The following is a 26090-nucleotide window of genomic DNA, read 5'->3' on the forward strand; positions in this document are numbered from 1 at the left end:
ACATTGATCAAAACAAGGACCCACGATGGACCGCCTCGCCGCAATGGAAACCTTCGTCTACGTGGTGGAAACCGGTTCGTTTTCCGCCGCCGCCCGGCGCCTGAATATCGGCCAGCCCGCCGTCTCGAAAGCCATCGCGCAGTTGGAGGCGCGCCTCGCGGTCAGGCTGCTGTTGCGCTCAACCCGAGGCCTGACATCCACCGAAGCTGGCCTGGCCTTTTTCGAACGGTCCAAGCGTGCCATCGAAGAAGTGGACGAGGCTGACAACGCCGCTTGCGGTGCCGCCAGCGGCCTGACCGGCGACCTACGCATCTGCGCCGCCGTGACCTTCGGCCGGCTGCATATCGTTCCGCACCTCGGGCCTTTCCTAGATCAGAATCCGGACCTGAACATCGATTTGATGCTGGACGATCGCAACGTCAACCTGGTGGAAGAAGGCGTCGACATCGCCCTGCGCATGGGCGCCCTGAGCGACTCCGGCCTCACCGCCCGCAAGATCGCCGAGTGTCGGCGCGTGGTGTTGGGCACGCCCGCCTATTTCGAAAAACACGGCGAGCCCACCTGCCCCGCCGATCTGAGTAAACACCAAGCAGTCATCTACACCTTGAGCGGTGGTGCCAGTTGGCAATTCCGCAATGGGACAGATGATCAGTCAGTCATCATCAGCGGGCGAATCCGCGTCAACGCCGCCGAAGGTCTGCGTGCAGCCGTACTCACCCATCAAGGGCTGACCATGGCATCCGAATGGATGTTTGCACCGGAACTGGCCAACGGCGCGGTCAGGGAAGTGATGAAGGATTGGACGTTGCCGATTCAGGAGCTTTGGGCAGTGTTTCCCACGGGCAGAATGGCCAGTGCGAAGGCCCGGGCGTTTGTGGAGTATGTGCAGGGATTGCTGACACAGGAGGTCTGAGAAACGCTCAGAAAGCAAAACGGCGATCCAAGGATCGCCGTTTCTATTTACTGCCCGAATTGCCGTCCCAACCCGCCCGGCACGCCTTGGATATCTGTCTCTTCCCATGGCCCGTTCGGACTGATCGACCGGCTCCAACCGTTATCCCAGCGGTAGTACGTGCGCTGGCGGTAGAAGGTGTTGGTCTGATCATCAAGTACGTACACGCCGAGCTTGGCGTCCCAATGGCTGTTGCCACCCGGTGGCGGCGCGAAGCTGGCGGAGGTGCGTGGCAGCGGTTTGGCGGGCTTGGCCGGAATACTCGGCTTGCCCGGTGTCGGTGTCGGGGACGGCGTCGGACGCGGCTGCGACGGCGGGATCGGTGGCAGCCGTTCAGGCTGCTGCGGTTGGACCACACAAGCGCTTAACCCCAAAACCATACTGAGCAGGGTGATACGAGCGATGGCGGTCATAGTGGCGTTTCCTGTCATTTGTCCGGGCTGTCGATGGTCAGTGTTTGCTGCGTCGTGGTGCTGCTGGCCAGAGGCTGGCTGCGACCGATCCATTCGCCGGCAGTGGGTTGGCCGGCGCGGGAGATGCGCGCAACCAGTTGGACTTCAGGGAAGTTCGACAGTTTCAACTGCGGCATCATTGCATCGGCGTCGCCCAGCTCAACGGTCGCTGGCAAGTCGGCCACGGTCAGGCGCTTGGCGGCCAATGGCGCAGGAGGCCCTGCGGTGGCGCGGGCGAAGATGAATACGCTGTCGCCCGGCTGGACCTTGGCTTTCAGCTCTGGTGCCAGATCCACTCGCACCTTGAGCAGTGCCGCCACCTTGGCGGCGGGCGCCTGGGCCACCTTGCCGCCGCTGGCTTCGAGTTTCTCGGTGGCCCGGGTGATGCCGCCTTGCAGCGCGGCGCGGGAACTGTCCTCCGGTGGCAGTTGCACCAGCAGGCGATTCCAGTAGTCGATGGCGTCCTGATAACGCTGGCTTTCAAAGGCAGCAATACCGAGCAAGCCAAGGCTGGTGACTTCTTTCGGATCGGCTTTCAGTGCTTCGTCGGTCAGGGCCTGAACCTTGTCCGACCACTTCTTGCCGTCGGCGAAGTACTGGGCCTGCGCCCATTGGCCCAACAGTTCCGGCTGACGACCGGCCAGGTTCACCGTGCGTTCGAAGATCTTCGCCGCATCGCCAGGGCGATCCTGAGCCATGTAAGTGCGACCGAGAAAATACAGGCCTTCAGCCGAATCAGGCTGAGCCGCAACCGCACGTTCCAGGCGACGGGTCATCTCTTCCATCGACTGTGGCGCCTGGGAGAATTCACGGGTCAGTTCGACCTTGTCGCTGGCGCCGAAATGCAAGTACAGGCCAAGACCCAGCACCGGCACCAGAATCGCCGCCAGCAAGGGCCACGGTTTGCCCAGGCGGGACACGCGCGGTGCCTCGACGCCTTCGGTGTCGGCGAGCAACTCACGGGCGGCTTCGGCGCGGCCGGTGTCCATTTGCGCGGCATCGAGAACGCCCTCTTCCTGCTGAGTCTGCAACTCAGCCACGCGCTCCTGATACAGCGCGACGTTCAGGGCCGTACGGTCCTCTTCAAGCTGGGCGCGACGACCACGCAGAACGGGAATCAACAGAAAACTCAGGGCAACCAGAAGTAGCAGACCTGCAGCGAGCCAGAAATCAATCATTCTTGGTTTTATCCAACAGGTGGTCGAGGCGCTCACGCTCCTCGGCAGAGAGCTCATCCTTGGTGTCAGCGCGTTGCACGCGACGACGGCGGACGATCACGGCGATGATCACAAAACCGCCCAGCAGCAGGCCGGCAGGGCCGAACCAGAGCACAGCAGTCTTGGCGTTCAGAGCGGGTTTGTAGCGGACGAAATCACCGTAGCGGTCGACCATGAAGTCGATGATCTGCTGGTTGTCCTTGCCCTCGCCGAGCATGCGAAAAATCTCTTTGCGCAGGTCGGCGGCGATCGGTGCATTGGAATCGGCAATGTCCTGATTCTGGCACTTGGGGCAACGCAGCTCTTTGGTCAGCTCACGAAAACGCTCGCGATCACCTTCTTTGGCGAACTCATAGGTGTCGATGGCCGCGTGTGCCACGCCGGCCATGCTCAAACCCAATACCGCGGCGGCTATCCAGCGCTTCATGGCTTGGCCTCATCAACCAGCGCCTGATACTTGGCCGCCAGTTTTTCGCGCCAGACCTGTTCGTCGATCACGCCAACGAACTTGTCGCGGATGATGCCCTTGGCGTCGATGAAGAAGGTTTCCGGAGCGCCATAAACGCCGAGGTTCAGGCCCAAGGTGCCTTCATCGTCACGGATGTCCAGCTGGTACGGATTGTGGAATTCCACCAGCCACTTCAAGGCGTCAGCGTTGACGTCCTTGTAGTTGATGCCGTAGATCACCACGCCCTTCTCGGCTAGTTTATTCAGCACCGGGTGCTCGACCCGGCAGGAAATGCACCAGGTGCCCCAGACGTTGACCAGCGCCGGTTTACCCAAAATGTCCGCCTTGGTCAGGGTTTTGTCGCCCTGCACGGCCGGCAGGGAAAACTCCGGGAACGGCTTGTTGATCATCGCCGAGGGCAACTCGGCCGGGTTCAGGAACAGACCGCGATAAAGGAAAACAGCCACCACCAGAAAAATCACCAGGGGCAACAGCATCAACCAACGTCTCATGCCGTGGCTCCCGTCATGCCCAGTGCTTCACGCACACGGCTATTCACCTTGACCCGGTAACGGCGGTCCAATGCCGCCAGCAACCCGCCCAAACCGGTGAGCAGACCGCCGAACCAGATCCAGCGTACGAACGGTTTGACGTGGACGCGAACGGCCCAGGCGCCATCGCCCAACGGTTCGCCGAGTGCGACGTAGAGGTCGCGGGTGAAACCGGCGTCGATCCCGGCTTCGGTCATCACCGAATTCTGCACGGTGTAGAGGCGTTTTTCCGGGTGCAGCACGCTGACTTCCTTGCCGTTGCGGATCACCCGAACGGTGCCCTTGTCGGAGGTGAAGTTCGGGCCTTCGAAATGCTTGGCGCCTTCGAACACGAACTGGTAACCGCCCAGGTCCATGGACTCACCCGGCGCCAGACGCAGGTCGCGCTCGGCACTGTTTTGGCTCGACAGCACGACGCCGAGGGCACACACAGCGATGCCGAGGTGAGCGACCTGCATGCCCCAATAACTGCGGGTCAGGGTCGGCAGGCCTTTGATCAAGCCTTTGTGGCGAGTCTTGTCGAAGATGTCACGCACACCGGCCAACAACACCCAAGCCGCGAGCATGAAGGTCGCGATCACTGCCCAATTGAAATCGCCATAAGCAACACCAGCTACCACGGCCAAAGCGGCGCTGCCGAGCAACACCGGGGTCAGCATGCTCAACAGCCATTTGACCGGGGTGTCTTTCCAGCGCACCAGCATGCCGACTGCCATCACCATCATCAGCAAGGCCATCAACGGAATGAACAGTGCGTTGAAGTACGGCGGGCCGACCGACAACTTGGCGCCGGTCATTGCATCGAGGATCAACGGATACAACGTGCCGAGCAGAATCATCGACGCCGCCACCACCAGCACCAGGTTGTTACCCAGCAGCAGGGTTTCCCTGGACCAGAGGTTGAAGCCGACGTGGCTCTTCACCACGGGAGCGCGCAGGGCAAACAGCGTCAGCGAGCCACCGACCACGAACAGCAGGAAGATCAGAATGAACACGCCGCGCTCAGGGTCGGACGCAAAGGCGTGAACCGAGGTCAACACGCCGGAACGCACGAGGAAGGTCCCCAGCAAGCTCAGCGAGAACGCGGCGATGGCCAGCAACACGGTCCAGCTCTTGAACACGCCACGTTTTTCCGTGACCGCCAAGGAGTGAATCAGCGCCGTACCCACCAGCCATGGCATGAACGAGGCATTTTCCACCGGGTCCCAGAACCACCAGCCGCCCCAGCCGAGTTCGTAGTACGCCCACCATGAACCGAGGGTGATGCCGATACCGAGGAAGGCCCAGGCGACGATGGTCCACGGACGGGACCAGCGAGCCCACGCCGCATCAAGACGACCGCCCAGCAGAGCAGCGATAGCGAAAGCGAAGGCCACGGAGAAACCGACATAGCCCATGTATAGCATCGGCGGGTGAACGATCAGGCCGATGTCTTGCAGCAAGGGATTGAGGTCACGACCGTCCGCAGGAATTTGCGGCAGGATCCGTGCAAACGGGTTGGACGTGAGGATCAGGAACAACAGGAACCCCGTGCTGATCATGCCCATCACCGCCAGCACGCGAGCCAGCATCACTTGCGGCAACTGCCGGGAGAACACCGACACCGCGAAGGTCCAGCCGCCGAGGATCAACGCCCAGAGCAGCAACGACCCTTCGTGAGCGCCCCAAACCGCGCTGAACTTGTAGTACCACGGCAACGCGCTGTTGGAGTTGCTGGCAACGTAGGCGACGGAGAAATCGTCAGCCATGAAGGCGTAAGTCAGGCAACCGAAGGCGAACAGCAGAAACGCGAATTGCCCCCAAGCGGCCGGTTGGGCGAGGCTCATCCACAAGCGGTCACCGCGCCAGGCGCCGAGCAACGGCACGATGGCCTGAACCAGCGCGAAACACAGCGCCAGAATCATGGCCAGGTGGCCGAGTTCAGGAATATAGAGTCCAGACGTCATCGATCAACCCTCCTTCGCGGGCGTTGGAGCAGATTGACCACTGTCTTTCAAAGCCTTGGTCACTTCCGGCGGCATGTACTTCTCGTCGTGCTTGGCCAGCACTTCGTCGGCCACCACCACGCCATCAGCGTTGAGTTTGCCCAGGGCAACGATGCCCTGCCCTTCGCGGAACAGGTCCGGAAGGATGCCGCGGTAGCTGATGGTCACGGATTTACTGAAGTCGGTGACGATGAATTTCACATCCAGCGAATCGCCGGAGCGTTGCAGCGAACCCTTCTCGACCATGCCGCCAGCGCGGATGCGCGTATCTTGCGGGGCTTCGCCGTTGGCGATCTGGGTCGGGGTGTAAAACAGATTGATGTTCTGCTGCAGGGCGCTCAGGGCCAGACCGACGGCAGCGCCGACACCAACCAGGATCGCGAGAATGATGATAAGACGCTTTTTGCGCAGCGGATTCACTTGCCGTTCTCCCGGCGCAGACGACGCGCCTCTTGTTGCAGATACCGCTTGCGGGCCAGGATCGGCGCCGCCACGTTGAGAGCCAGCACCGCCAGGCTAATGCCATAGGCTGACCAGACATACAGGCCGTGATGGCCCATGGCGAGGAAATCGCCGAATGAAGCGAAACTCATCGAGCGACCTCCAGACTGTTCTGCACTTCGGCCTTGACCCAACTGGCGCGGGCTTCGCGCTTGAGCACTTCAAGACGCATGCGCAGCAGCAACACCGTGCCGAAGAAACAGTAGAAACCCAGTACCGTCAGCAGCAGTGGCAGCCACATCTCGGCGGGCATCGCCGGTTTTTCAGTGAGGGTGAACGTCGCGCCCTGGTGCAGGGTGTTCCACCACTCCACCGAGTATTTGATGATCGGGATGTTGATCACGCCGACAATCGCCAAGACCGCGCAGGCCTTGGCGGCACTGTCACGATTGCTGATGGCGTTGCCCAGCGCAATAAGACCGAAGTACAGAAACAGCAGAATAAGCATGGACGTTAGTCGTGCATCCCAGACCCACCACGAGCCCCAGGTCGGTTTGCCCCAGATCGCGCCGGTGACCAGCGCCACGGCGGTCATCCAGGCACCAATGGGCGCCGCGCATTGCAGGGCGACGTCGGCCAGCTTCATCTTCCACACCAGCCCGACGATGCCGCACACGGCCAGCATCACGTAGATGGACTGGGCCAGCATGGCGGCCGGAACGTGGATATAAATGATGCGAAAGCTGTTGCCTTGCTGGTAGTCCGGCGGCGCGAAGGCCAGGCCCCACACTACACCAACGCTGATCAGCAGCAACGCCGCGACGCTCAGCCACGGCAGCAGTTTGCCGCTGATGCCGTAAAACCATTTGGGCGAGCCGAGCTTATGAAACCAAGTCCAGTTCATTACTGTTTCCATCACGGTTGCTGCTCGCCATCACGAGCAGCCAGGGTCTTTACTGGTTAAAAAACAACCAGACCTCATTATTCGCCGACGCTGATCTTCAGGCCAGCAGCTATTGCAAAAGGTGTCAGGGTTATCGCCAGAGCGGTCAGGCTACCAAGCCACAGGAGATAACCGGTCGCCGGCATGCCCTGCAATGCCGCCTGCAAGGCGCCACTGCCGAGAATCAACACCGGGATGTACAACGGCAGAATCAGCAGCGCCAGCAACAGGCCGCCGCGCTTCAATCCCACCGTCAGGGCTGCGCCCACCGCACCGAGCAGGCTCAGCACCGGTGTACCCAGCAACAAAGAAAGCAGCAACACCGGCAGACAGGCGGTTGGCAAACCGAGCATCAATGCCAGTAATGGAGCGAGCAAAACCAGTGCCAGGCCAGAGAAGGACCAGTGTGCCAGTACCTTGGCCAAAACCAGAAGGGGCAGGGGGTGCGACGAAAGGACCCACTGTTCAAGCGATCCGTCTTCGAAATCACTGCGGAAAAGCCCGTCCAGCGAGAGCAAAACCGATAAAAGGGCCGCTACCCAGACCAGTCCCGGAGACAAGGTTTGCAACAATTGAGACTCGGGTCCAACCGCCAACGGGAACAGGGAAACGACGATCGCGAAGAATACCAGCGGATTGGCCAACTCCGCCGGACGGCGGAACAACAATCGGGCTTCACGGGCGACCAACAGGCCGAAAACACTCATACGGCCCAGTTCCCCAGATCAATGTCGCGATAGCCGGCCGGCATCCGGGTCAGCGTGTGGTGAGTGGTCAAGACCACCATACCGCCGCGTTCGCAGTGGGCGGCCAGGTGTTCTTCAAGTTGCGCGACGCCTTGTTTGTCGAGCGCGGTGAACGGCTCATCGAGGATCCATAGCGGCGGGCTTTCCAGATACAGCCGCGCCAACGCCACCCGGCGTTGCTGTCCGGCAGACAGTGTATGGCAAGGAACATCCTCGAAACCGCGCAGTCCGACTGCCGTCAGCGCCTGCCAGATCGCCTCATGGGAGGCCGGTTGATGCAGGGCGCAAAGCCAGCTCAAATTCTCTTCCGGCGTGAGCAAATCCTTGATCCCGGCAGCATGACCGATCCACAGCAGGTTACGCGCCAGCTCAAAGCGTTGCTCGTTCAATGGCTGGCCGTTGAGCAGCACTTGACCGGCAGTCGGCTGCATCAGACCGCAAAGCAGACGTAAAAGGCTGGTTTTGCCACTGCCGTTGGGGCCGCTGATTTGCAACATTTCGCCACTGGCCAGTCTCAATTCGAGATTTTCGAAGAGCAGCCGAAGGTCTCGCTCACAGGCGAGGGCAACGGTTTGCAGGACAGGACTGGTCAAGAGATCACGGGCCTTTTGGGTTCAAGTCGGCAGTGGAGCGGCCGTTAAAGATATGCAGGATAAATGCATTGGCGGCCCGTTCTAAGGAGCTGGATCAAGTATTTGAAATGTTTTCAGCGCCCCGGATACAACGGGGCGGCATTATACATGCCATGCCCTACTCTTAAGAGGGCAATTTCCTCAGGTTGTGACCGCGTATGACAGGCGAAATGAACATCCTTCCGCTACCGCAAACCACGCCCGCGACTTCGCGACCGCTGGTGGTGAGTGGCGACCTGCTGAAGTTACTGACGCCAATGGAGGGCCTGATCACTGCCGGTCAGACCGCCAAGGCCGAAGTGCTGTCGCTCAAGCAGGCGGATCAAACCTTTCAACTGTTGCTCAAGGTCACCCTCGACAGCGGCCGTCAGACCACGGTCCAGGCCACCAGCACGCAACCGCTGCCTCAGGGCACCAGCCTGGCGATCACTCAGCCATCGGCGGGTAATCTGGCCGTCACCGTGCAACAGGCCATCGCCTCCAGCGTCGCCACTCTCACTCGTATCGACACGGCGCAACTGCCCGTCGGCACCCTGCTGCAAGGCAAAGTACTGACCTCTCAGGTGTTGCCGCAGGTGCCGGGCCAGCCGACGGTGTTTCGCTCGATGGTGAGCTTGCTCAACACCGCGTTGAGCGGCAGCACCCTGAGCATCGACAGCCCGACGCCACTGCGCATCGGCACTTTGCTGAGTGCGCTGGTGCAGGACACCCAGACGCTGAAGTTCGTGCCGTTGAGCAGTCGTCAGGAGCAATTGGCGGTGACCCAACAACTGGTCAGTCAACAGAGCCGCCAGGGTTCGTTGGATGGCCTGCTCAAACTCCTGCAAAACCTGCCGTCCTCGAATCAGACGTCCAGTGATCTGCGTGCTGCCGTCGACAAGTTGCTCGCCGGCCTGCCCGATGTTCAACAACTCAGCACGCCAAAGGGGCTGGCCCAGGCACTGGCCAATAGCGGGCTGTTCCTTGAAGCCAAACTGCTCAGCGGTCAGAACCCGACACTGGCCCCGGACATGAAAGGCGATCTGCTCAAGCTGATCGCGCAACTGACGCCTGGCCTGCCGGCCAACACCAATCTCAACGCGATCATTGCCGCCAACACACTGGCCCAGGCCATGCCGCACTTCGTGCGCAGCGCCCTCGGCATGCTCGGTCAGGTCAGCGCCAAACCGCAGCCAACCAGCTTCCCGCTGCCCGAACGGCTGTTACAAAGCATGGACGGTGAAGGGGATCTCGAGCACTTACTGCGTTTGGCTGCCGCGGCGGTTTCGCGCCTGCAAAGCCATCAACTGTCGAGCCTGGAACAGACCGGCGTCACTGACGACGGACGGTTGATGAGCACCTGGCAACTGGAAATCCCGATGCGCAATCTGCAGGACATCGTGCCGTTGCAGGTCAAGTTCCAGCGCGAAGAAGCGCCCGAAAAAGAACAGCAAAACGAACGCCGCGACGAGCGCGAACCCAAACAACAATTGTGGCGCGTGGACCTGGCGTTCGACATGGAGCCATTGGGCCCGTTGCAGATTCAGGCACAACTGATCAAAGGCAGCCTGTCCAGCCAGCTGTGGGCCGAACGCCCGTACACCGCCAGCCTGATCGAAAGTCATCTGGCCGAATTGCGCCAGCGCCTGCTGGCGTCCGGCCTGAATGTCGGCGATCTCGATTGCCACCTCGGCACACCGCCACAAGGCCCCCAAACCCGCCTCGAACAACGCTGGGTCGACGAAACCGCATGAAAAACCCCAACACCCCGCGCCAGGCCATCGCCCTCAAATACGACGGCAGCCACGCCCCTACCCTCACGGCCAAAGGCGATGAAGCACTGGCCGAAGCCATTCTGAAGATTGCCCGCGAATGCGAAGTGCCGATCTATGAGAATCCGGAGTTGGTGAAGCTGCTGGCTCGGATGGAACTGGGGGAGAGTATTCCAGAGGAGTTGTATCGCACGATTGCCGAGATTATTGCGTTTGCGTGGAATTTGAAGGGGAAGTTCCCCAAGGGGCAAGATCCGGATGCGCCGATGGTCGAGAAGGACATCACCGATCGCGGGGATGATTATTGATGTGTGTTGAATGCAAAAGATCGCAGCCTCGTTGCACTCGACAGCTCCTACAGGGTGTATTCCATCCCAAGTAGGAGCTGTCGAGTGCAACGAGGCTGCGATCTTTTGATCTTCTCAGTTCTTGTGCAACTTGCTCATCAACTCCGCCTCAGCCTGGGTCAAGCCGCAGGACTGAGTCAGTTCATCGACGCTCGCGCCCATACCGACCAGTTTTGCCGCCTGGGCAAACGACAAGCTCGACGGATCGCGCTGTTCCAGCTGAGCCAGTTTGTCCGGCAACGGGCCAACCACCGCGCGCAGTTCGTGCAGGTCTTCACCCATGCGCACGTTGCCGCTCTGGTAGTCCTCGACACGCCGGGACAGGTCCTTGATGCGCTGATCGCGCAGCGCATCGCCCTGGGCCTGTTGCGCGGCGATCAGTCGTTGGCCTCGTATGTACGCCAGAAACATCGCCAGCGTGCCTGCCCAAAAGAGGAACAGGACAATGACCGCCACCTCAAGAATCAATCAAATGTTCTCCAGGTCCGACCATTCTTCTTCGCTCATCATCTTGTCCAGCTCGACCAGGATCAGCAGTTCGTTGTTCTTGTTGCACACGCCTTGGATGAACTTGGCGGACTCTTCGTTACCGACGTTCGGCGCGGTCTCGATTTCCGACTGACGCAGGTAAACCACTTCGGCGACGCTGTCGACCATGATCCCGACCACTTGCTTGTCGGCTTCGATGATGACGATACGGGTGTTGTCGCTGATTTCGGCGTTCATCAGGCCGAAGCGCTGACGGGTGTCGATCACGGTGACCACGTTACCGCGCAGGTTGATGATGCCCAGCACGTAGCTCGGGGCACCCGGGACCGGGGCGATTTCGGTGTAACGCAGGACTTCCTGAACGCGCATCACGTTGATGCCGTAGGTTTCATTGTCCAGTTTGAAGGTCACCCATTGCAGGATCGGATCTTCAGAACCTTTTGCATTCGTCGCTTGATTACTCATACCCTGACCCCTCGAAAAACCGCTTCTGGCGGCGTGTGTTCTGTTGGCGGCATTCAACAATGCCGTCGCGTACTTGTTATGTCGGCAGCTATGTCGGTTTGTGTAGCGGCTTGCTGCCGCCCATGTGCTTTGCCCCGCCGCTGGCGATCAACTCGGCCAGGGCGGAAACGTCCAGCAGCGCACACATGTGCTCAATCACCGTGCCGGCTAGCCATGGCCGCTGACCTCGATGACTTCTCCATTTGATTTCGTTCGGGTCCAGGCGCAACGAGCGGCTGACCTGATGCACCGCCAGCCCCCATTCGTAGCCCTGAACCGAAATAACGTATTGCAGGCCCTGACGGAAATCGTCGCGGTAACGGTCGGGCATGACCCAACGCGCGGTGTCCAATACTTTCAAGTTGCCGGCCTGGCTCGGCAGGATCCCGAGGAACCACTCCGGCTGACCGAACAGCGGTGTCAGCTCGTGGCCGGCCAACGAATAAATCGAGCCCAGACACACCAGCGGCACCGCCAGGGTCAACCCGGCGACGTCGAACAACAGGCATTCGAATGGCTCGGCTGCCCATGACGGACGGCCGTCGGTTTCCACCGGTGGTGGCGTGTTGCTCGGTGGCAGATGGACTTCAACGACCGGTGGCACAAGAGCTTGCAGCAACGGTGCGATGGTCGAGACCGGCGCCAACACCGGTGCCGCTGCTTCGACCAGCGCCACTGGGGCCTTCACCACCGGTGCTACCACCGGCGCGGTAACCACTGCGGTTTTTTGTGCATCGCGAGCCTGCTCTTCAAGCACCGCCGCCTGGAACTCGTCCAGCGCAGCTTCAACCTCGACCACTTCGGGCAGCGCTTCGATTTGCGGCGGTAGTTCTTCAGTCGCCTCCATCAGCAAGCTGTCCAGATAAGACTGGAGAGCCAGTTGCGGGCGCGAGGTGATTTTTACCGGGCGGTTCATCTCACGCCACCTGCGGGACAAGTTGTGCTGCCAGCAAATGCTTGAGCAACGCGCGATAAGCCAACACCCCACGGCTCTTGCCGTCGAACTGCGAAGGCGTCACGCCGGCACGGCTGGCGTCACGCAAGCGGGTGTCGACCGGGATGTAGCCCTGCCAGATTTCTTCCGGGTATTTGTCGCGCAACACCCGAAGCGTGCTGAGGGAAGCCTGCGTGCGGCGATCGAACAAAGTCGGCACGATGCTGAACGGCAGCGCCTGTTTACGCGAACGGTTGATCATCGCCAGGGTATTGACCATGCGTTCCAGGCCTTTGACCGCCAGGTGTTCGGTCTGCACCGGAATCACCAATTGCTGGCTCGCCGCCAAGGCATTGACCATCAGCACGCCGAGCAACGGCGGACTGTCGATCACGGCGTAATCGAAGTCCTGCCAAAGTTGCGCCAGGCTCTTGGCAATCACCAGGCCCAAGCCACTCTGCCCCGGCGACTGGCGCTCCAGAGTCGCGAGCGCGGTGCTCGACGGCAACAAGGAAATACTCTCGTGGCTGGTGGGCAACAACAACTGACCAGGCAAGCCTTGCGGCACACTGCCCTTGTGCAGGAACAGGTCGTAGCTGCTGTGTTCCAGGCTGTCGGGGTCGTAACCGAAGTAGCTGGTCATGGAGCCGTGGGGGTCGAGATCGACCACGACCACGCGCTTGCCCGCCTCGGCCAGTAAACCGGCTAAAGCGATAGAGGAAGTGGTTTTACCAACACCACCCTTTTGATTGGCGACTGCCCAGACTCTCATTCGGATTGTTCCTCCCGGTCGAAATGGTCGACCGAGGAAAAGCTCAACGTATTAATGCGGGTGACGGAGAATTGACGGCACTCTCTCGTCCCGGCGACTTGACCGGGGTCGGTGCAGTTTGTGTGCCAGCACGCTTCAACGCTGCATCCGGTTTCGCATTGGCGGTTCCGGTACCCGTGAGGCTGCGGCGTACATCGAGATTTCGTGACACCACCAGCACCACGCGACGGTTACGCGCCCGGCCCTCGGCAGTCGCGTTGTTGGCCACTGGCTGGAACTCGCCGTAACCCACCGACGCCAGGCGACCGGGGTTCACACCCTGCATCGCCAGCATGCGCACGATGCTCGCTGACCGGGCCGAGGACAGTTCCCAGTTGGTCGGGTATTGCGCGGTGCGGATCGGTTGATCGTCAGTGAAACCTTCGACGTGAATCGGGTTGTCGAACGGCTTCAGAATCGCGGCAACCTTGTCGATGATGTTGAACGCGATGTCACTGGGCATGGCGTCGCCGCTGCCGAACAACAGGCTGGAATTGAGTTCGATCTCGACCCACAGTTCGTTGCCGCGAATGGTCATCTGGTTGGAGCTGATCAAGTCGCCGAACGCGGCGCTGATGTCGTCGGCGATGCTTTTGAGCGGATCGCTGGCACCCGCGATACCGGCGTCGACCTGCTCGGCGTCTTTAACCAGCGGCTTGGCCGGGGTCACGGTCTTCGGTCGCTCATCGCCGATCGGGATCGGCTTGAGGGCGCGGTCGGAATCGGTAAACACCCCGATCAACGCTTCGGAAATAACCTTGTACTTGCCTTCGTTGATCGAAGAGATCGAGTACATCACCACGAAAAAGGCGAAGAGCAAGGTGATGAAGTCCGCGTATGACACCAGCCAGCGCTCGTGATTAACGTGTTCTTCAGGTTGGCGACGACGTGCCATGGTCCATGTCTCCCATCAATCCATGAAGCCCTGAAGCTTCAACTCAATAGAGCGAGGGTTTTCACCTTCGGCGATCGACAGAATGCCTTCCAACAACATTTCGCGATAACGCGACTGCCGCATAGCGACGGACTTGAGTTTGGCGGCAATCGGCAGCAGCACCAGGTTGGCACTGGCCACGCCGTAGATGGTCGCGACGAAGGCCACGGCAATGCCGCTACCCAGTTGCGATGGATCGGCCAGGTTGCCCATCACGTGGATCAGACCCATCACAGCACCGATGATGCCGATAGTCGGCGCGTAGCCGCCCATGCTTTCGAAGACTTTGGCGGCTTCGATGTCGCGGCTTTCCTGGGTGTAGAAATCCACTTCCAGGATGCTGCGAATCGCTTCCGGCTCGGCGCCGTCCACCAGCAGTTGCAGGCCTTTGCGCGAGTAATTGTCAGGTTCGGCGTCGGCCACCCCTTCCAGACCGAGCAGGCCTTCCTTGCGTGCGGTCAGACTCCAGTTGACGACGCGATCAACGCCACCGGCGAGGTCGATGCGTGGAGGGAACAGGATCCAGGCCAGAATCTGCATGGCACGCTTGAAGGCGCTCATCGGTGACTGCAGCAGCGCCGCACCGACGGTTCCGCCGATAACGATCAACGCCGCCGGGCCGTTGGCCAGGGCGCCGAGGTGACCGCCTTCAAGGTAGTTGCCGCCAATGATGGCGACAAACGCCAGGATGATCCCGATAAGGCTTAAAACATCCATCAGATACAAGCCTCGACCAGATGCTTGCCAATATCGTCCAGGCCGTACACCGCGTCGGCGAGTTCAGCTTTGACGATGGCCATCGGCATGCCGTAGATCACGCAGCTGGCTTCATCCTGAGCCCAGATTGCACTGCCGCCCTGCTTGAGCAGACGCGCGCCTTCGCGACCATCGGCGCCCATGCCGGTCAACACGACCGCCAGAACTTTGTCACCGTAAGACTTGGCCGCGGAACCGAAGGTGATGTCCACACACGGCTTATAGTTCAGACGTTCGTCGCCCGGGAGGATTTTCACCGCGCCACGGCCGTCGATCATCATTTGCTTGCCACCCGGCGCCAGCAACGCCAGGCCCGGACGCAGGATGTCGCCATCCTCGGCTTCCTTGACGCTGATGCGGCAGAGCTTGTCCAGACGCTCGGCGAAGGCCTTGGTAAAGGCAGCCGGCATATGCTGGATCAATACGATCGGTGCGGGAAAGTTGGCCGGCAATTGGGTCAGAACCCGCTGCAAGGCAACCGGGCCGCCAGTGGATGTACCGATGGCGACCAGTTTGTAGGCTTTGCGTTTCGGCGTTGGCGACGACGAGGCTGGCGCGTACGTACGTGCCGGAATCGGAGCCGGTGCCGGACGCGCAGGCGCGCTGCTGCCGTAGCTGCTGACGCTCGAAGGTGCAGGCGTCGGGGCGGGTGCGGCGACAGGTGCCGGAGCGCTGTAGGTGTTGGCGCGACGGTTACTGCGCGAGATGCTGAGAATCTTCTCGCACAGCAGTTGCTTGACCTTCTCCGGGTTGCGGGAGATGTCTTCGAAATTCTTCGGCAGGAAATCCACCGCGCCGGCGTCCAGCGCGTCAAGGGTTACCCGAGCACCTTCGTGGGTCAGCGAGGAGAACATCAACACCGGGGTCGGGCAGCGCTGCATGATGTGCCGCACCGCCGTGATGCCATCCATCATCGGCATCTCGTAGTCCATGGTGATCACGTCTGGCTTGAGGGCCAGCGCCTGATCAATCGCCTCTTTTCCGTTGGTCGCCGTGCCGACGACCTGGATATTCGGATCCGCTGAAAGAATTTCCGAGACGCGGCGGCGGAAAAACCCCGAATCGTCCACCACCAGGACTTTAACTGCCATAAACACTCCGTTAGACGGAGCGAGGCTCAGTCGCCCCGCCCCACCAGAATCAAATACGCCGTGCGGCGTAACGCTTGAGCATGCTCGGAACATCGAGAATCAGCGCAATGCGGCCGTCACCGGTGATGGTGGCGCCGGACATGCCCGGGGTTCCCTGGAGCATTTTGCCCAATGGCTTGATGACCACTTCTTCCTGGCCCACCAGTTGATCGACGACGAAGCCGATCCGCTGAGTGCCCACCGAAAGGATCACCACATGGCCTTCGCGCTGCTCTTCGTGAGCGGCGGAGCTGACCAGCCAGCGTTTGAGGTAGAACAATGGCAGCGCCTTGTCCCGCACGATCACCACTTCCTGGCCGTCCACCACGTTGGTGCGCGACAGGTCGAGGTGGAAGATCTCGTTGACGTTCACCAGCGGGAACGCAAACGCCTGGTTGCCGAGCATGACCATCAGCGTGGGCATGATCGCCAGGGTCAACGGGACCTTGATGACGATCTTCGAGCCCTTGCCCTTGGTCGAATAGATATTGATGGTGCCGTTGAGCTGGGCGATTTTGGTTTTCACCACGTCCATACCCACGCCGCGTCCGGAGACATCGGAAATTTCGGTCTTGGTCGAGAAACCCGGCGCGAAGATCAGGTTGAAGCAATCGGATTCGCTGAGGCGATCCGCTGCATCCTTGTCCATCAAGCCTTTCTTCACGGCAATGCCGCGCAGAACATCGGCGTCCATGCCCTTGCCGTCATCGGAGATGGACAGCAGGATGTGGTCGCCTTCCTGTTCAGCGGACAGGATCACCTTGCCGCTGCGAGGCTTGCCCATCGCTTCACGCTCGGCCGGCTCTTCAATACCGTGGTCGACCGAGTTGCGCACCAAGTGGACCAGCGGATCGGCCAGGGCCTCGACGAGGTTCTTGTCGAGGTCGGTTTCTTCGCCGACCAGTTCCAGGTTGATCTCTTTCTTGAGTTGGCGAGCCAGGTCGCGAACCAGACGCGGGAAGCGCCCGAAGACCTTCTTGATCGGTTGCATCCGGGTCTTCATGACCGCGGTTTGCAGGTCGGCCGTGACCACGTCGAGGTTCGACACGGCCTTGGACATGGCTTCGTCGCCGCTGTTGAGGCCCAGACGGACCAAGCGGTTACGCACCAGTACCAACTCGCCGACCATGTTCATGATTTCGTCGAGACGAGCGGTATCGACCCGTACGGTGGTCTCGGCTTCGCTGGCCGGTTTTTCCGGTGGCGGCGCGGACGGGGCACGGGCCGGGGCAGCAGCAGCGGCAGGCTTCGGCGCTTCGGCTTTAGGCTCGGGCGCTTTGGCAACGGGTTTCGCAGCCGGTGCTGGCGCCTTGGCGACAGGAGCAGAAACCACTGCGCCAGTGCCAACCTCGGTGAACTTGCCTTTGCCGTGCAATTCGTCGAGCAGCGATTCGAACTCGTGATCGGAGATCAGATCGCCGCCAGCCGCTTTAGCGGTTGGCGCAGCCGGGGCCGGGACCGCAGCAATGGCCGATTCCAGCGCATCAACGGCAAAGTTACCCTTGCCGTGCAGCTGATCGAGCAGTGCTTCGAACTCGTCGTCGGTGATATCGGAGCTGTCGCCTGCCGCTTTCGGGGCAGCCGGTGCGGCTGGCGCCGGGGCTACCGCATCGACGGCGAACTGGCCTTTACCGTGCAGTTGATCGAGCAACGACTCGAACTCGGCATCGGTTATTTCGTCGCTGGCCGACGCATTACTGCTCGGCGCTGGCACAGCTGCCGGGGCTTCTGCCTGAGCCTTGACGGCGTTCAGCGAGTCCAGCAGTTGTTCGAATTCGTTATCGGTGATGTCACCCGATTCGCTCTCGGCGGCAGGTTGTTCCACCACCTCGGCGACCGGTGCCGTTTCATCGGCGGTTTGCGGCTCGGCCAGGCGGGCCAGTGCCGCAAGCAATTCTGGCGTGGCAGCCGTGATCGGGCTGCGCTCGCGGACTTCGGTAAACATGCCGTTCACCGCATCCAGCGCTTCGAGAACCACGTCCATCAGTTCCGAGTCGACGCGACGTTCACCCTTGCGCAGGATGTCGAACACGTTCTCGGCGATGTGACAGCACTCCACCAGCTCGTTGAGCTGGAGGAAGCCGGCGCCTCCTTTTACAGTGTGAAAACCGCGAAAAATTGCATTGAGCAAGTCCGCATCATCGGGTCGGCTTTCAAGCTCGACCAGCTGTTCGGACAGTTGCTCTAGAATCTCGCCGGCCTCAACCAGGAAATCCTGAAGGATCTCTTCATCGGCGCCGAAGCTCATTAAGGGGGTGCTCCTAAAGGTCTAAAAACCTAAAAACCTAAAATCCAAGACTGGATAGCAAATCGTCCACATCGTCCTGACCGGACACAACGTCTTCTCTTTTATCGGCATGAATCTGCGGACCTTCACCCTGAGAGAGATGTTTTTGCGGATCTTTTTCTGCCAGCATCGCTTCACGGTCATGTTCGATGCCCGCAAAGCGGTCCACCTGACTGGCCATAAGCACGAGCTTGAGCAGGTTGCTTTCAACTTCGGTGACCAATTGGGTCACACGCTTGATCACCTGACCGGTGAGGTCCTGGTAATCCTGAGCGAGCAGAATGTCGTTGAGGTTGCTCGACACAACGCGATTGTCTTCGCTGCTGCGTGTCAGGAAACCGTCGACTCGCCGGGCCAGTTCGCGGAACTCTTCAGCCCCGACTTCGCGACGCATGAACCGTCCCCAATCGGTGCTCAAGGCCTGGGCTTCGTTGCTCAGGCCGTTGACCAGCGGCGTGGCGTTTTCCACCAGGTCCATGGTGCGGTTGGCAGCAGCCTCGGTCAGCTTGACCACATAACCCAGACGCTCGGTGGCATCCGTGATCTGCGAGACTTCCTCCGCTTGCGGCATGTGCGGGTCAATCTGGAAATTGACGATCGCGCTATGCAGCTCGCGGGTGAGCTTGCCCACTTCCTGATACAGGCCACGGTCACGGGTCTGATTGAGCTCATGGATCAGTTGCACAGCGTCGCCGAACCTGCCTTTTTCAAGGCTTTCGACCAGTTCGACCGCGTGTTTTTTCAGAGTCGATTCGAAATCGCCCTGTGAAGACTCGTTATGCTCCATAGCTCCCCCGTGGCGCAGTGGCTTCGCACATCAACCGATGCGTTCGAAAATCTTCTCGATTTTTTCTTTTAACGCCTGGGCCGTGAAGGGCTTGACCACATAGCCGTTAACACCGGCCTGGGCTGCCTCGATGATCTGCTCGCGCTTGGCTTCAGCGGTCACCATCAGCACCGGCAGGTGCTTGAGCTTTTCATCGGCACGCACGTGGCGCAGCAGGTCGATACCGGTCATGCCAGGCATGTTCCAGTCTGTTACCAGAAAGTCGATGCTGCCGCTGTTGAGAACCGGAATGGCGGTAGTGCCATCGTCGGCCTCGACCGTGTTGGTGAACCCAAGGTCACGCAACAGGTTTTTAATGATCCGCCGCATCGTTGAGAAGTCATCAACGATGAGGATTTTCATGTTCTTGTCCAATTCGACCTCCAAGCAGTCTTAAACGCGCCCAGCACCTGGACGCGCCATTTCAATCAATCCGGCAAAGCACTCAATGACTGTCTGGAGCACAACAGATCGGGACCGGTAAGGTTCAACACCCCACCAGCCGCGTTCGCAGTGTCCCCACACTGCCTTCAGCGCGCTCGCCACTCCCCCAAACGCCCCCGCAAACGGGCCGCGCACTGGCTGTGTAACTGGCTGACCCGAGATTCGCTGACCCCCAGGACCTCACCGATTTCCTTGAGATTCAACTCTTCGTCGTAGTACAGCGCCAACACCAGTCGCTCACGCTCCGGCAAATTGGCAATCGCGTCCGCCAGCGCCGCCTGGAAGCGTTCATCTTCCAGATCGCGTGACGGCTCGAGATGAGCACTGGCGCCATCCTCGTGCAGCCCTTCGTGTTCGCCGTCCTGCAACAGATCGTCGAAACTGAATAACCGGCTGCCCAGGGTGTCGTTCAAAATCCCGTAATAATCGTCGAGACTCAATTGGAGTTCGGCCGCAACCTCGTGATCTTTAGCGTCACGACCGGTTTTAGCTTCAATCGAGCGAATCGCGTCGCTGACCATCCGGGTATTGCGGTGGACCGAACGTGGCGCCCAGTCCCCCTTGCGTACTTCATCGAGCATCGCGCCGCGGATTCGAATGCCCGCGTACGTCTCGAAACTCGCGCCTTTGCTGGCGTCGTATTTGGTCGACACTTCAAGCAGGCCGATCATCCCGGCTTGGATCAGGTCTTCGACCTGGACACTGGCTGGCAGACGCGCCAGCAAGTGGTAGGCAATGCGTTTAACCAGTGGCGCGTAACGCTCGATCAGCTCGTACTGCGCGTCACGTGCCGACTTCTTGTAGAGGTTATAGCCACCGGCTGTCATAGCACAGGTCCTGCGGTTTGTTGCACGAGGCGCTCGACGAAAAACTCCAGGTGCCCACGCGGGTTGGCAGGTAGCGGCCAGGTATCGACCTTCTGTGCAATGGCCTTGAACGCCAGTGAGCACTTGGACCGCGGGAAGGCTTCGTAAACGGCGCGCTGCTTCTGCACAGCCTTGCGCACGCTTTCGTCGTAAGGCACCGCGCCGACGTATTGTAAGGCGACGTCAAGGAAGCGATCCGTGACCTTGGTCAACTTGGCGAATAGGTTGCGCCCTTCCTGCGGACTCTGGGCCATGTTGGCCAGGACGCGGAAGCGGTTCATGCCGTAATCGCGGTTCAGCAGTTTGATCAGTGCGTAGGCGTCGGTAATCGAGGTCGGTTCGTCGCAGACCACCAGCAAGACTTCTTGCGCTGCGCGAACGAAACTGACGACCGATTCACCAATGCCCGCCGCGGTGTCGATCACCAGCACGTCGAGGTTGTCACCGATATCGCTGAACGCCTGGATCAGGCCGGCGTGTTGCGCCGGGCTCAAATGAACCATGCTCTGTGTGCCGGACGCGGCCGGGACGATGCGAATGCCGCCAGGGCCCTGCAACAGTACGTCGCGCAGCTCGCAGCGGCCTTCGATCACGTCGGCCAAAGTTCGTTTGGGTGTCAGTCCCAGCAGGACGTCGACGTTCGCCAGCCCCAGATCGGCGTCCAACAGCATGACGCGTCGACCGAGCTCTGCTAGAGCCAGGGACAAGTTCACTGACACGTTAGTCTTCCCGACGCCACCTTTGCCGCCGGTCACCGCGATCACCTGTACGGGATGCATGCTGCCCATGAATTTTCTTTACCTTGTCTTACTTAGACGGAGGCCACATTACTGGCTGCGCGTTCACTAACTGAACAATGCATGGCAGACCATCGATGTAGGTACAAAAACTGTTCATTAATACCTCAGCCGACCTGCTTGGTCGGGCTGTGGTAAATATCAGCGAACATGTCGGCCATGGCTTCTTCGCTGGGTTCTTCTTGCATTTGCACGCTGACGGCGCGACTGACCAACTGATGACGACGCGGTAGATGCAAATCATCCGGAATCCGCGGGCCATCGGTCAGGTAGGCCACCGGCAATTCATGACTGATGGCCAAGCTCAACACCTCGCCCAGACTTGCCGTTTCATCCAGTTTAGTCAGGATGCAGCCAGCGAGCCCACAACGCTTGTAACTGTGATAAGCGGCCGTTAGAACCTGTTTCTGGCTGGTGGTTGCCAAAACCAGATAATTTTTCGATTTGATGCCACGACCGGCCAGGCTTTCGAGCTGCATGCGCAGTGCCGGATCGCTGGCCTGAAGGCCCGCGGTATCGATCAGCACCACGCGTTTGCGCAGCAAAGGCTCCATCGCCTGCACCAGCGATTGGCCCGGATCGACATGCGTCACCGACACATTGAGAATCCGGCCCAACGTCTTGAGTTGTTCCTGAGCACCAATGCGGTAGCTGTCCATGCTCACCAACGCGATATTCTGCGCGCCGTACTTGAGCACGTAACGGGCGGCGAGTTTGGCCAGGGTGGTGGTCTTGCCCATGCCGGCAGGGCCGACCATGGCAATCACGCCGCCCTCTTCCAGAGGCTCGATTTCCGGTGTGGCGATCATCCGCGCCAGGTGCGCCAGCAACATGCGCCAGGCCTGACGAGGTTCTTCAATATCGGTAATCAGCGCCAGCAAATCGCGTGACAACGGGCCGGACAGACCAATGCGTTGCAGGCGACGCCAAAGGTTGGCCTGGGCCGGACGGCTGCCTTGCAGCTGATTCCAGGCCAGAGAGCCGAGTTGCACTTCCATCAGTTCGCGCAGGCTGTTGAGTTCGAAACGCATCGAGTCGAACGCCCGTGGGTCGACGCCACCAGAGACAGGTGCCGCAGCCGGTGCAGGACGACGGGGCTCGGTGTAGGTCGGCTCGATCAGCGGCTCGGCGGCGGTCAGTGGCAGGCCGGCGAACAATTGGCGATTGGTGGACTTGTCGCTCTCGCCATCGCTGCGCAGGCTCAGTTCGGCCTGGGCGGTGACGATCCGCGATTGGGTCTTGCGCAGCTCGTCTTCGAGTTCCATGTTCGGAACGCGCGGAGCCAGCGCCGACAATTTGTAATCCAGGGCAGCCGTCAGCTCGACACCACCGGCGATCCGGCGGTTGCCAATGATGGCGGCATCAGCGCCCAGCTCATCACGAACCAGCTTCATGGCCTGACGCATATCGGCGGCGAAAAAACGCTTAACTTGCATAAACCACTACCTCAGCCGTTGGGCCCTACTGTCGCAACGATGGTCACTTGCTTGTTGTCAGGAATTTCCTGGTAAGCCAACACATGCAAACCCGGGACTGCCAATCGGCCGAATCGCGACAGCATCGCGCGAACCGGACCGGCTACCAGCAGAATCACCGGCTGACCTTGCATTTCCTGACGCTGCGCCGCATCGATCAACGAGCGTTGCAGTTTCTCAGCCATGCTTGGCTCCAGCAGAACGCCCTCTTCCGAGCCTTGTCCTGCCTTCTGAAGACTATTGAGCAATATTTGTTCCAACCTTGGCTCCAGAGTGATCACTGGTAGCTCGGAGTCAGTGCCTACAATGCTTTGGACGATTGCGCGGGATACGCCGACGCGCACCGCGGCCACCAGCGCGGCAGTATCTTGACTCTTGCTGGCATTGTTGGCGATGGCTTCGGCAATGCTGCGAATGTCCCGTACTGGCACCTGTTCGGCCAGCAAAGCCTGCAAAACCTTGAGCAACTGCGACAGCGACACCACGCCCGGCACCAGCTCTTCAGCCAGCTTCGGCGAGCTTTTGGCCAGCAATTGCATGAGTTGCTGCACTTCTTCGTGACCGATCAACTCGCTCGAGTGCTTGTACAGAATCTGGTTCAAGTGGGTTGCCACTACCGTACTGGCATCGACCACGGTGTAACCGAGGGATTGTGCCTGGGCACGCTGGCTGATTTCGATCCAGACCGCCTCCAGACCGAAAGCCGGATCTTTGGCGGTAATGCCATTGAGCGTGCCGTAGACCTGGCCCGGATTGATTGCCAGTTCGCGGTCCGGGTAAATTTCCGCCTCAGCGAGGATCACCCCCATCAGGGTCAGGCGATAGGCACTCGGCGCCAGGTCGAGGTTGTCACGAATATGCACGGTCGGCATCAGGAAGCCCAGATCCTGGGACAGCTTCTTGCGCACGCCCTTGATCCGCGCCAGCAACTGACCACCCTGATTGCGGTCCACCAGCGGAATCAGCCGGTAGCCGACTTCCAGGCCGATCATGTCGATCGGAGTGACGTCATCCCAGCCAAGCTCCTTGGTTTCCTGAGCGCGGGCTGGCGATGGCAGCAGTTCCTGTTGTCGCTTGACCTCTTGCAGTGCCTGAACCTTGACCACGTTCTGCTTCTTCCAGAACAGGTACGCGCCGCCAGCCGCCAGGGCTGCCATGCTGAGAAAGGAAAAGTGCGGCATGCCCGGCACGAGGCCCATTACCGCCATCAAACCCGCCGCCACGGCCAACGCTTTGGGCGAGGCGAACATCTGGCGATTGATCTGCTTGCCCATGTCTTCCGAACCGGAAGCACGGGTCACCATGATCGCTGCAGCTGTAGATAAAAGCAGTGATGGCAATTGCGCCACCAAACCGTCACCGATGGTCAACAAGGCGTACACCCGACCGGCATCGCCGAAGGTCATGCCGTGCTGGAAGATACCGACCGCCATGCCGCCGATCAGGTTGATGAACAGAATCAGCAGGCCGGCAATGGCGTCACCGCGGACGAACTTGCTGGCACCGTCCATGGAACCGTAGAACTCGGCTTCCTGTGCCACTTCCATCCGGCGCAGTTTGGCTTGGTTCTGGTCGATCAGGCCGGCGTTCAAGTCGGCGTCGATGGCCATTTGTTTACCGGGCATCGCATCGAGGGTGAAACGCGCGCTCACCTCGGAAATCCGCCCGGCGCCTTTGGTCACCACGACGAAGTTGATGATCATCAAAATCGCGAAGACGACGATACCGACCACGTAGTTACCGCCGATCACCACCTCGCCAAAGGCCTGGATCACCTTACCGGCGGAGGCGTGACCGTCCTGACCGTGGAGCATCACCACTCGCGTGGAGGCGACGTTCAGCGCCAGGCGCAACAGAGTCGCCACCAGCAGAATGGTCGGGAACACCGCGAAATCCAGCGGCCGCAACGCGTAAACACAGACCAGCAACACCACGATCGACAAGGCAATGTTGAACGTGAAGAACACGTCCAGCAGGAACGGCGGGATCGGCAACATCATCATCGCCAGCATGACCAGCAGCAACAACGGCACACCCAGATTGCCTCGACTTAAGTCGGCAACGTTTGTGCGAGCACTGTTGAATAACTGAGAGCGATCCACCGGTTTTCCCCGTTCCTTTAAAGCAAACTTTTGACGCCTGAAGCAGGCGCAGAGCCGCTACTGCAAGAAGCCTTCCAACTTTTGCAGAGACGCGAAACAGAGGGGTTTAATGAGTACCCGTAGCAGCCATCAGGAATCGCGCCGCAGATCCGGCGGAATCGGCAAATCATGCTTGAGCGGATCCGGGCGTTTACCCTTGCCGGCGCGGTGCTGGCGGATCTGGTAGACGTAAGCGAGCACCTGGGCGACGGCAAGGTAGAGCCCGCCAGGGATTTCCTGATCAAGTTCGGTGGAGTAGTAGATCGAACGCGCCAGTGCCGGCGACTCAAGCAGCAGCACTTCGTTGGCCACAGCGATTTCACGAATCTTCAAGGCCAGGAAATCGCTGCCCTTGGCGATCAGCATCGGCGCCCCACCCTTGTCCGGATCGTACTTGAGCGCTACGGCGTAGTGAGTCGGGTTGGTGATCACCACATCGGCGTCGGGGATCGCCGCCATCATCCGGCGCTGGGACATTTCGCGCTGCAGCTGGCGAATCCGTTGTTTGACCTCCGGCCGTCCTTCCTGGTCCTTGTGCTCGTCGCGCACTTCCTGCTTGGTCATCTTCAGTTTCTTGATGCTTTCCCAGAGCTGTATCGGCACGTCCACGGCGGCGATGATGATCAGCCCGCAGGCCATCCACAGGGTGCTCCAGCCGACCACTTGCAGGCTGTGAATGATCGCCATGTCCAAGGGTTCATGGGCGATGCGCAGCAGGTCATCGATGTCCGAGGACAACACCGCCAGGGCTACGAACAACACGATGAAAAATTTTGCGAGGGCCTTAAGCAGTTCAGCTATGGCCTTGGACGAGAACATGCGCTTGAGGCCGGCACCGGGGTTCATGCGGCTGAACTTGGGCGCCATGGTGCCGGCGGAGAACAGCCAACCACCCAGCGAAATCGGCCCGATCAGAGCGGCGAGCAATAAAGTGATCATCACTGGCTGAATCGCCAACAAGGCAATCTGCCCCGAATGCAGCAGGTAGGTGCCCATGGAGCGCTGATCCAACAGCACCTCCCGCGACAGCGAGAAGTTCAGGCGCATCAGTTCCATCAGGTCCTGCGCCAGCGCACCACCGAAAATCAACAGACCACCAGCGCCGGCGAGCATGATCGCCAGGGTATTCAGCTCTTTGGAGCGCGCAATCTCTCCCTTCTCACGGGCGTCCTTTTTCTTTTTGTCCGTGGGGTCTTCTGTTTTGTCCTGACCGCTTTCGCTCTCAGCCATG

Annotated in this window: 28 protein-coding genes; 3 read left to right on the top strand and 25 right to left on the bottom strand. The window is 60.1% G+C overall.

The annotated features are described in order from the left end of the window. Positions 1-25 precede the first annotated feature (25 nt). Positions 26-913, top strand: coding sequence for a LysR family transcriptional regulator (locus tag ACA056_RS20775; protein ID WP_497267410.1), 888 nt, complete (start codon positions 26-28; stop codon positions 911-913). Positions 914-960: 47 nt separating this feature from the next. Here ACA056_RS20775 and ACA056_RS20780 read toward each other — a convergent pair whose 3' ends face one another. From ACA056_RS20780 to ccmA, 10 genes are all read right to left on the bottom strand, one after another. Continuing rightward, on the bottom strand, positions 961-1365 hold the full coding sequence (locus tag ACA056_RS20780) for a hypothetical protein (protein WP_497267412.1): 405 nt from the start codon (positions 1363-1365) through the stop codon (positions 961-963). Between the two features lie 14 nt (positions 1366-1379). Beyond that, a complete protein-coding gene (gene ccmI / locus ACA056_RS20785; RefSeq protein ID WP_497267414.1) occupies positions 1380-2582 on the bottom strand; it encodes a c-type cytochrome biogenesis protein CcmI in 1203 nt (400 codons plus the stop codon). After that, positions 2575-3048, bottom strand: a complete 474-nt coding sequence (locus ACA056_RS20790) for a cytochrome c-type biogenesis protein (RefSeq protein WP_008145552.1) — start codon at positions 3046-3048, stop codon at positions 2575-2577. The genes ccmI and ACA056_RS20790 overlap by 8 nt, the downstream gene beginning before the upstream one ends. Further along, positions 3045-3581, bottom strand: coding sequence for a DsbE family thiol:disulfide interchange protein (locus tag ACA056_RS20795; protein ID WP_429533766.1), 537 nt, complete (start codon positions 3579-3581; stop codon positions 3045-3047). The genes ACA056_RS20790 and ACA056_RS20795 overlap by 4 nt, the downstream gene beginning before the upstream one ends. Further along, positions 3578-5566: a heme lyase CcmF/NrfE family subunit gene (locus tag ACA056_RS20800; protein ID WP_497267416.1), complete on the bottom strand. Its 1989-nt coding sequence runs from the start codon at positions 5564-5566 to the stop codon at positions 3578-3580. The genes ACA056_RS20795 and ACA056_RS20800 overlap by 4 nt, the downstream gene beginning before the upstream one ends. A 3-nt stretch (positions 5567-5569) precedes the next feature. Continuing rightward, the gene (gene ccmE / locus ACA056_RS20805; RefSeq protein WP_283183583.1) at positions 5570-6025 is read right to left on the bottom strand and encodes a cytochrome c maturation protein CcmE; all 456 of its coding nucleotides are present in this window, start codon (positions 6023-6025) and stop codon (positions 5570-5572) included. After that, entirely contained in the window at positions 6022-6198 is a 177-nt protein-coding gene (ccmD, locus tag ACA056_RS20810) for a heme exporter protein CcmD (protein WP_007894243.1), read from the bottom strand. The genes ccmE and ccmD overlap by 4 nt, the downstream gene beginning before the upstream one ends. Further along, positions 6195-6950, bottom strand: a complete 756-nt coding sequence (locus ACA056_RS20815) for a heme ABC transporter permease (RefSeq protein WP_497267419.1) — start codon at positions 6948-6950, stop codon at positions 6195-6197. The genes ccmD and ACA056_RS20815 overlap by 4 nt, the downstream gene beginning before the upstream one ends. Positions 6951-7027: 77 nt before the next feature. Further along, entirely contained in the window at positions 7028-7696 is a 669-nt protein-coding gene (ccmB, locus tag ACA056_RS20820; protein ID WP_008155797.1) for a heme exporter protein CcmB, read from the bottom strand. Then, positions 7693-8328, bottom strand: coding sequence for a cytochrome c biogenesis heme-transporting ATPase CcmA (gene ccmA, locus ACA056_RS20825; protein ID WP_007894233.1), 636 nt, complete (start codon positions 8326-8328; stop codon positions 7693-7695). The genes ccmB and ccmA overlap by 4 nt, the downstream gene beginning before the upstream one ends. Before the next feature lie 197 nt (positions 8329-8525). Between ccmA and fliK the strand changes: the two genes are divergently transcribed. Then, complete coding sequence (gene fliK / locus ACA056_RS20830) at positions 8526-10100, top strand: flagellar hook-length control protein FliK (RefSeq protein ID WP_497267421.1); 1575 nt, start codon at positions 8526-8528, stop codon at positions 10098-10100. Next, positions 10097-10426, top strand: a complete 330-nt coding sequence (locus ACA056_RS20835) for an EscU/YscU/HrcU family type III secretion system export apparatus switch protein (protein WP_497267423.1) — start codon at positions 10097-10099, stop codon at positions 10424-10426. The genes fliK and ACA056_RS20835 overlap by 4 nt, the downstream gene beginning before the upstream one ends. Before the next feature lie 114 nt (positions 10427-10540). Here the strand turns inward: ACA056_RS20835 and ACA056_RS20840 are convergent, their stop codons facing one another. The 15 genes from ACA056_RS20840 to flhB all read right to left on the bottom strand — a co-directional run bounded on the left by ACA056_RS20840 (position 10541) and on the right by flhB (position 26089). Next, positions 10541-10933, bottom strand: coding sequence for a DUF2802 domain-containing protein (locus ACA056_RS20840; RefSeq protein WP_347804883.1), 393 nt, complete (start codon positions 10931-10933; stop codon positions 10541-10543). Next, positions 10934-11419, bottom strand: a complete 486-nt coding sequence (locus tag ACA056_RS20845) for a chemotaxis protein CheW (RefSeq protein ID WP_008155806.1) — start codon at positions 11417-11419, stop codon at positions 10934-10936. Positions 11420-11507: 88 nt separating this feature from the next. Then, complete coding sequence (locus tag ACA056_RS20850; RefSeq protein WP_497267426.1) at positions 11508-12374, bottom strand: CheW domain-containing protein; 867 nt, start codon at positions 12372-12374, stop codon at positions 11508-11510. 1 nt (position 12375) lies between these two features. Beyond that, positions 12376-13164, bottom strand: a complete 789-nt coding sequence (locus ACA056_RS20855; RefSeq protein WP_008155810.1) for a ParA family protein — start codon at positions 13162-13164, stop codon at positions 12376-12378. Positions 13165-13207: 43 nt separating this feature from the next. Continuing rightward, the gene (motD, locus tag ACA056_RS20860; protein ID WP_008155811.1) at positions 13208-14098 is read right to left on the bottom strand and encodes a flagellar motor protein MotD; all 891 of its coding nucleotides are present in this window, start codon (positions 14096-14098) and stop codon (positions 13208-13210) included. 15 nt (positions 14099-14113) lie between these two features. Next, complete coding sequence (locus ACA056_RS20865) at positions 14114-14854, bottom strand: flagellar motor protein (protein WP_497267428.1); 741 nt, start codon at positions 14852-14854, stop codon at positions 14114-14116. Next, positions 14854-15984: a protein-glutamate methylesterase/protein-glutamine glutaminase gene (locus tag ACA056_RS20870; RefSeq protein WP_497267430.1), complete on the bottom strand. Its 1131-nt coding sequence runs from the start codon at positions 15982-15984 to the stop codon at positions 14854-14856. Before ACA056_RS20870 ends, ACA056_RS20865 begins: the two co-directional genes overlap by 1 nt. A gap of 49 nt (positions 15985-16033) precedes the next feature. Beyond that, a complete protein-coding gene (locus ACA056_RS20875; protein ID WP_497267432.1) occupies positions 16034-18271 on the bottom strand; it encodes a chemotaxis protein CheA in 2238 nt (745 codons plus the stop codon). A gap of 37 nt (positions 18272-18308) precedes the next feature. Then, positions 18309-19097, bottom strand: a complete 789-nt coding sequence (locus tag ACA056_RS20880) for a protein phosphatase CheZ (RefSeq protein WP_046046370.1) — start codon at positions 19095-19097, stop codon at positions 18309-18311. A 30-nt stretch (positions 19098-19127) separates the two neighbouring features. Then, a complete protein-coding gene (locus ACA056_RS20885; RefSeq protein ID WP_003183998.1) occupies positions 19128-19499 on the bottom strand; it encodes a chemotaxis response regulator CheY in 372 nt (123 codons plus the stop codon). 167 nt (positions 19500-19666) lie between these two features. Next, positions 19667-20407 (bottom strand): RNA polymerase sigma factor FliA, encoded by a 741-nt coding sequence (gene fliA, locus ACA056_RS20890; RefSeq protein ID WP_074874576.1) that lies wholly within the window; start codon positions 20405-20407, stop codon positions 19667-19669. Further along, entirely contained in the window at positions 20404-21234 is an 831-nt protein-coding gene (gene fleN, locus ACA056_RS20895; RefSeq protein WP_007975361.1) for a flagellar synthesis regulator FleN, read from the bottom strand. The genes fliA and fleN overlap by 4 nt, the downstream gene beginning before the upstream one ends. 116 nt (positions 21235-21350) lie before the next feature. Next, the gene (gene flhF / locus ACA056_RS20900) at positions 21351-22679 is read right to left on the bottom strand and encodes a flagellar biosynthesis GTPase FlhF (RefSeq protein WP_497267436.1); all 1329 of its coding nucleotides are present in this window, start codon (positions 22677-22679) and stop codon (positions 21351-21353) included. Between the two features lie 11 nt (positions 22680-22690). Then, positions 22691-24820, bottom strand: coding sequence for a flagellar biosynthesis protein FlhA (gene flhA / locus ACA056_RS20905; RefSeq protein ID WP_497267438.1), 2130 nt, complete (start codon positions 24818-24820; stop codon positions 22691-22693). Positions 24821-24949: 129 nt separating this feature from the next. Then, positions 24950-26089, bottom strand: a complete 1140-nt coding sequence (gene flhB / locus ACA056_RS20910; protein WP_497267440.1) for a flagellar biosynthesis protein FlhB — start codon at positions 26087-26089, stop codon at positions 24950-24952. Position 26090: the final 1 nt, after the last annotated feature.

The sequence above is a fragment of the Pseudomonas sp. LBUM1666 genome, assembly GCF_059695775.1.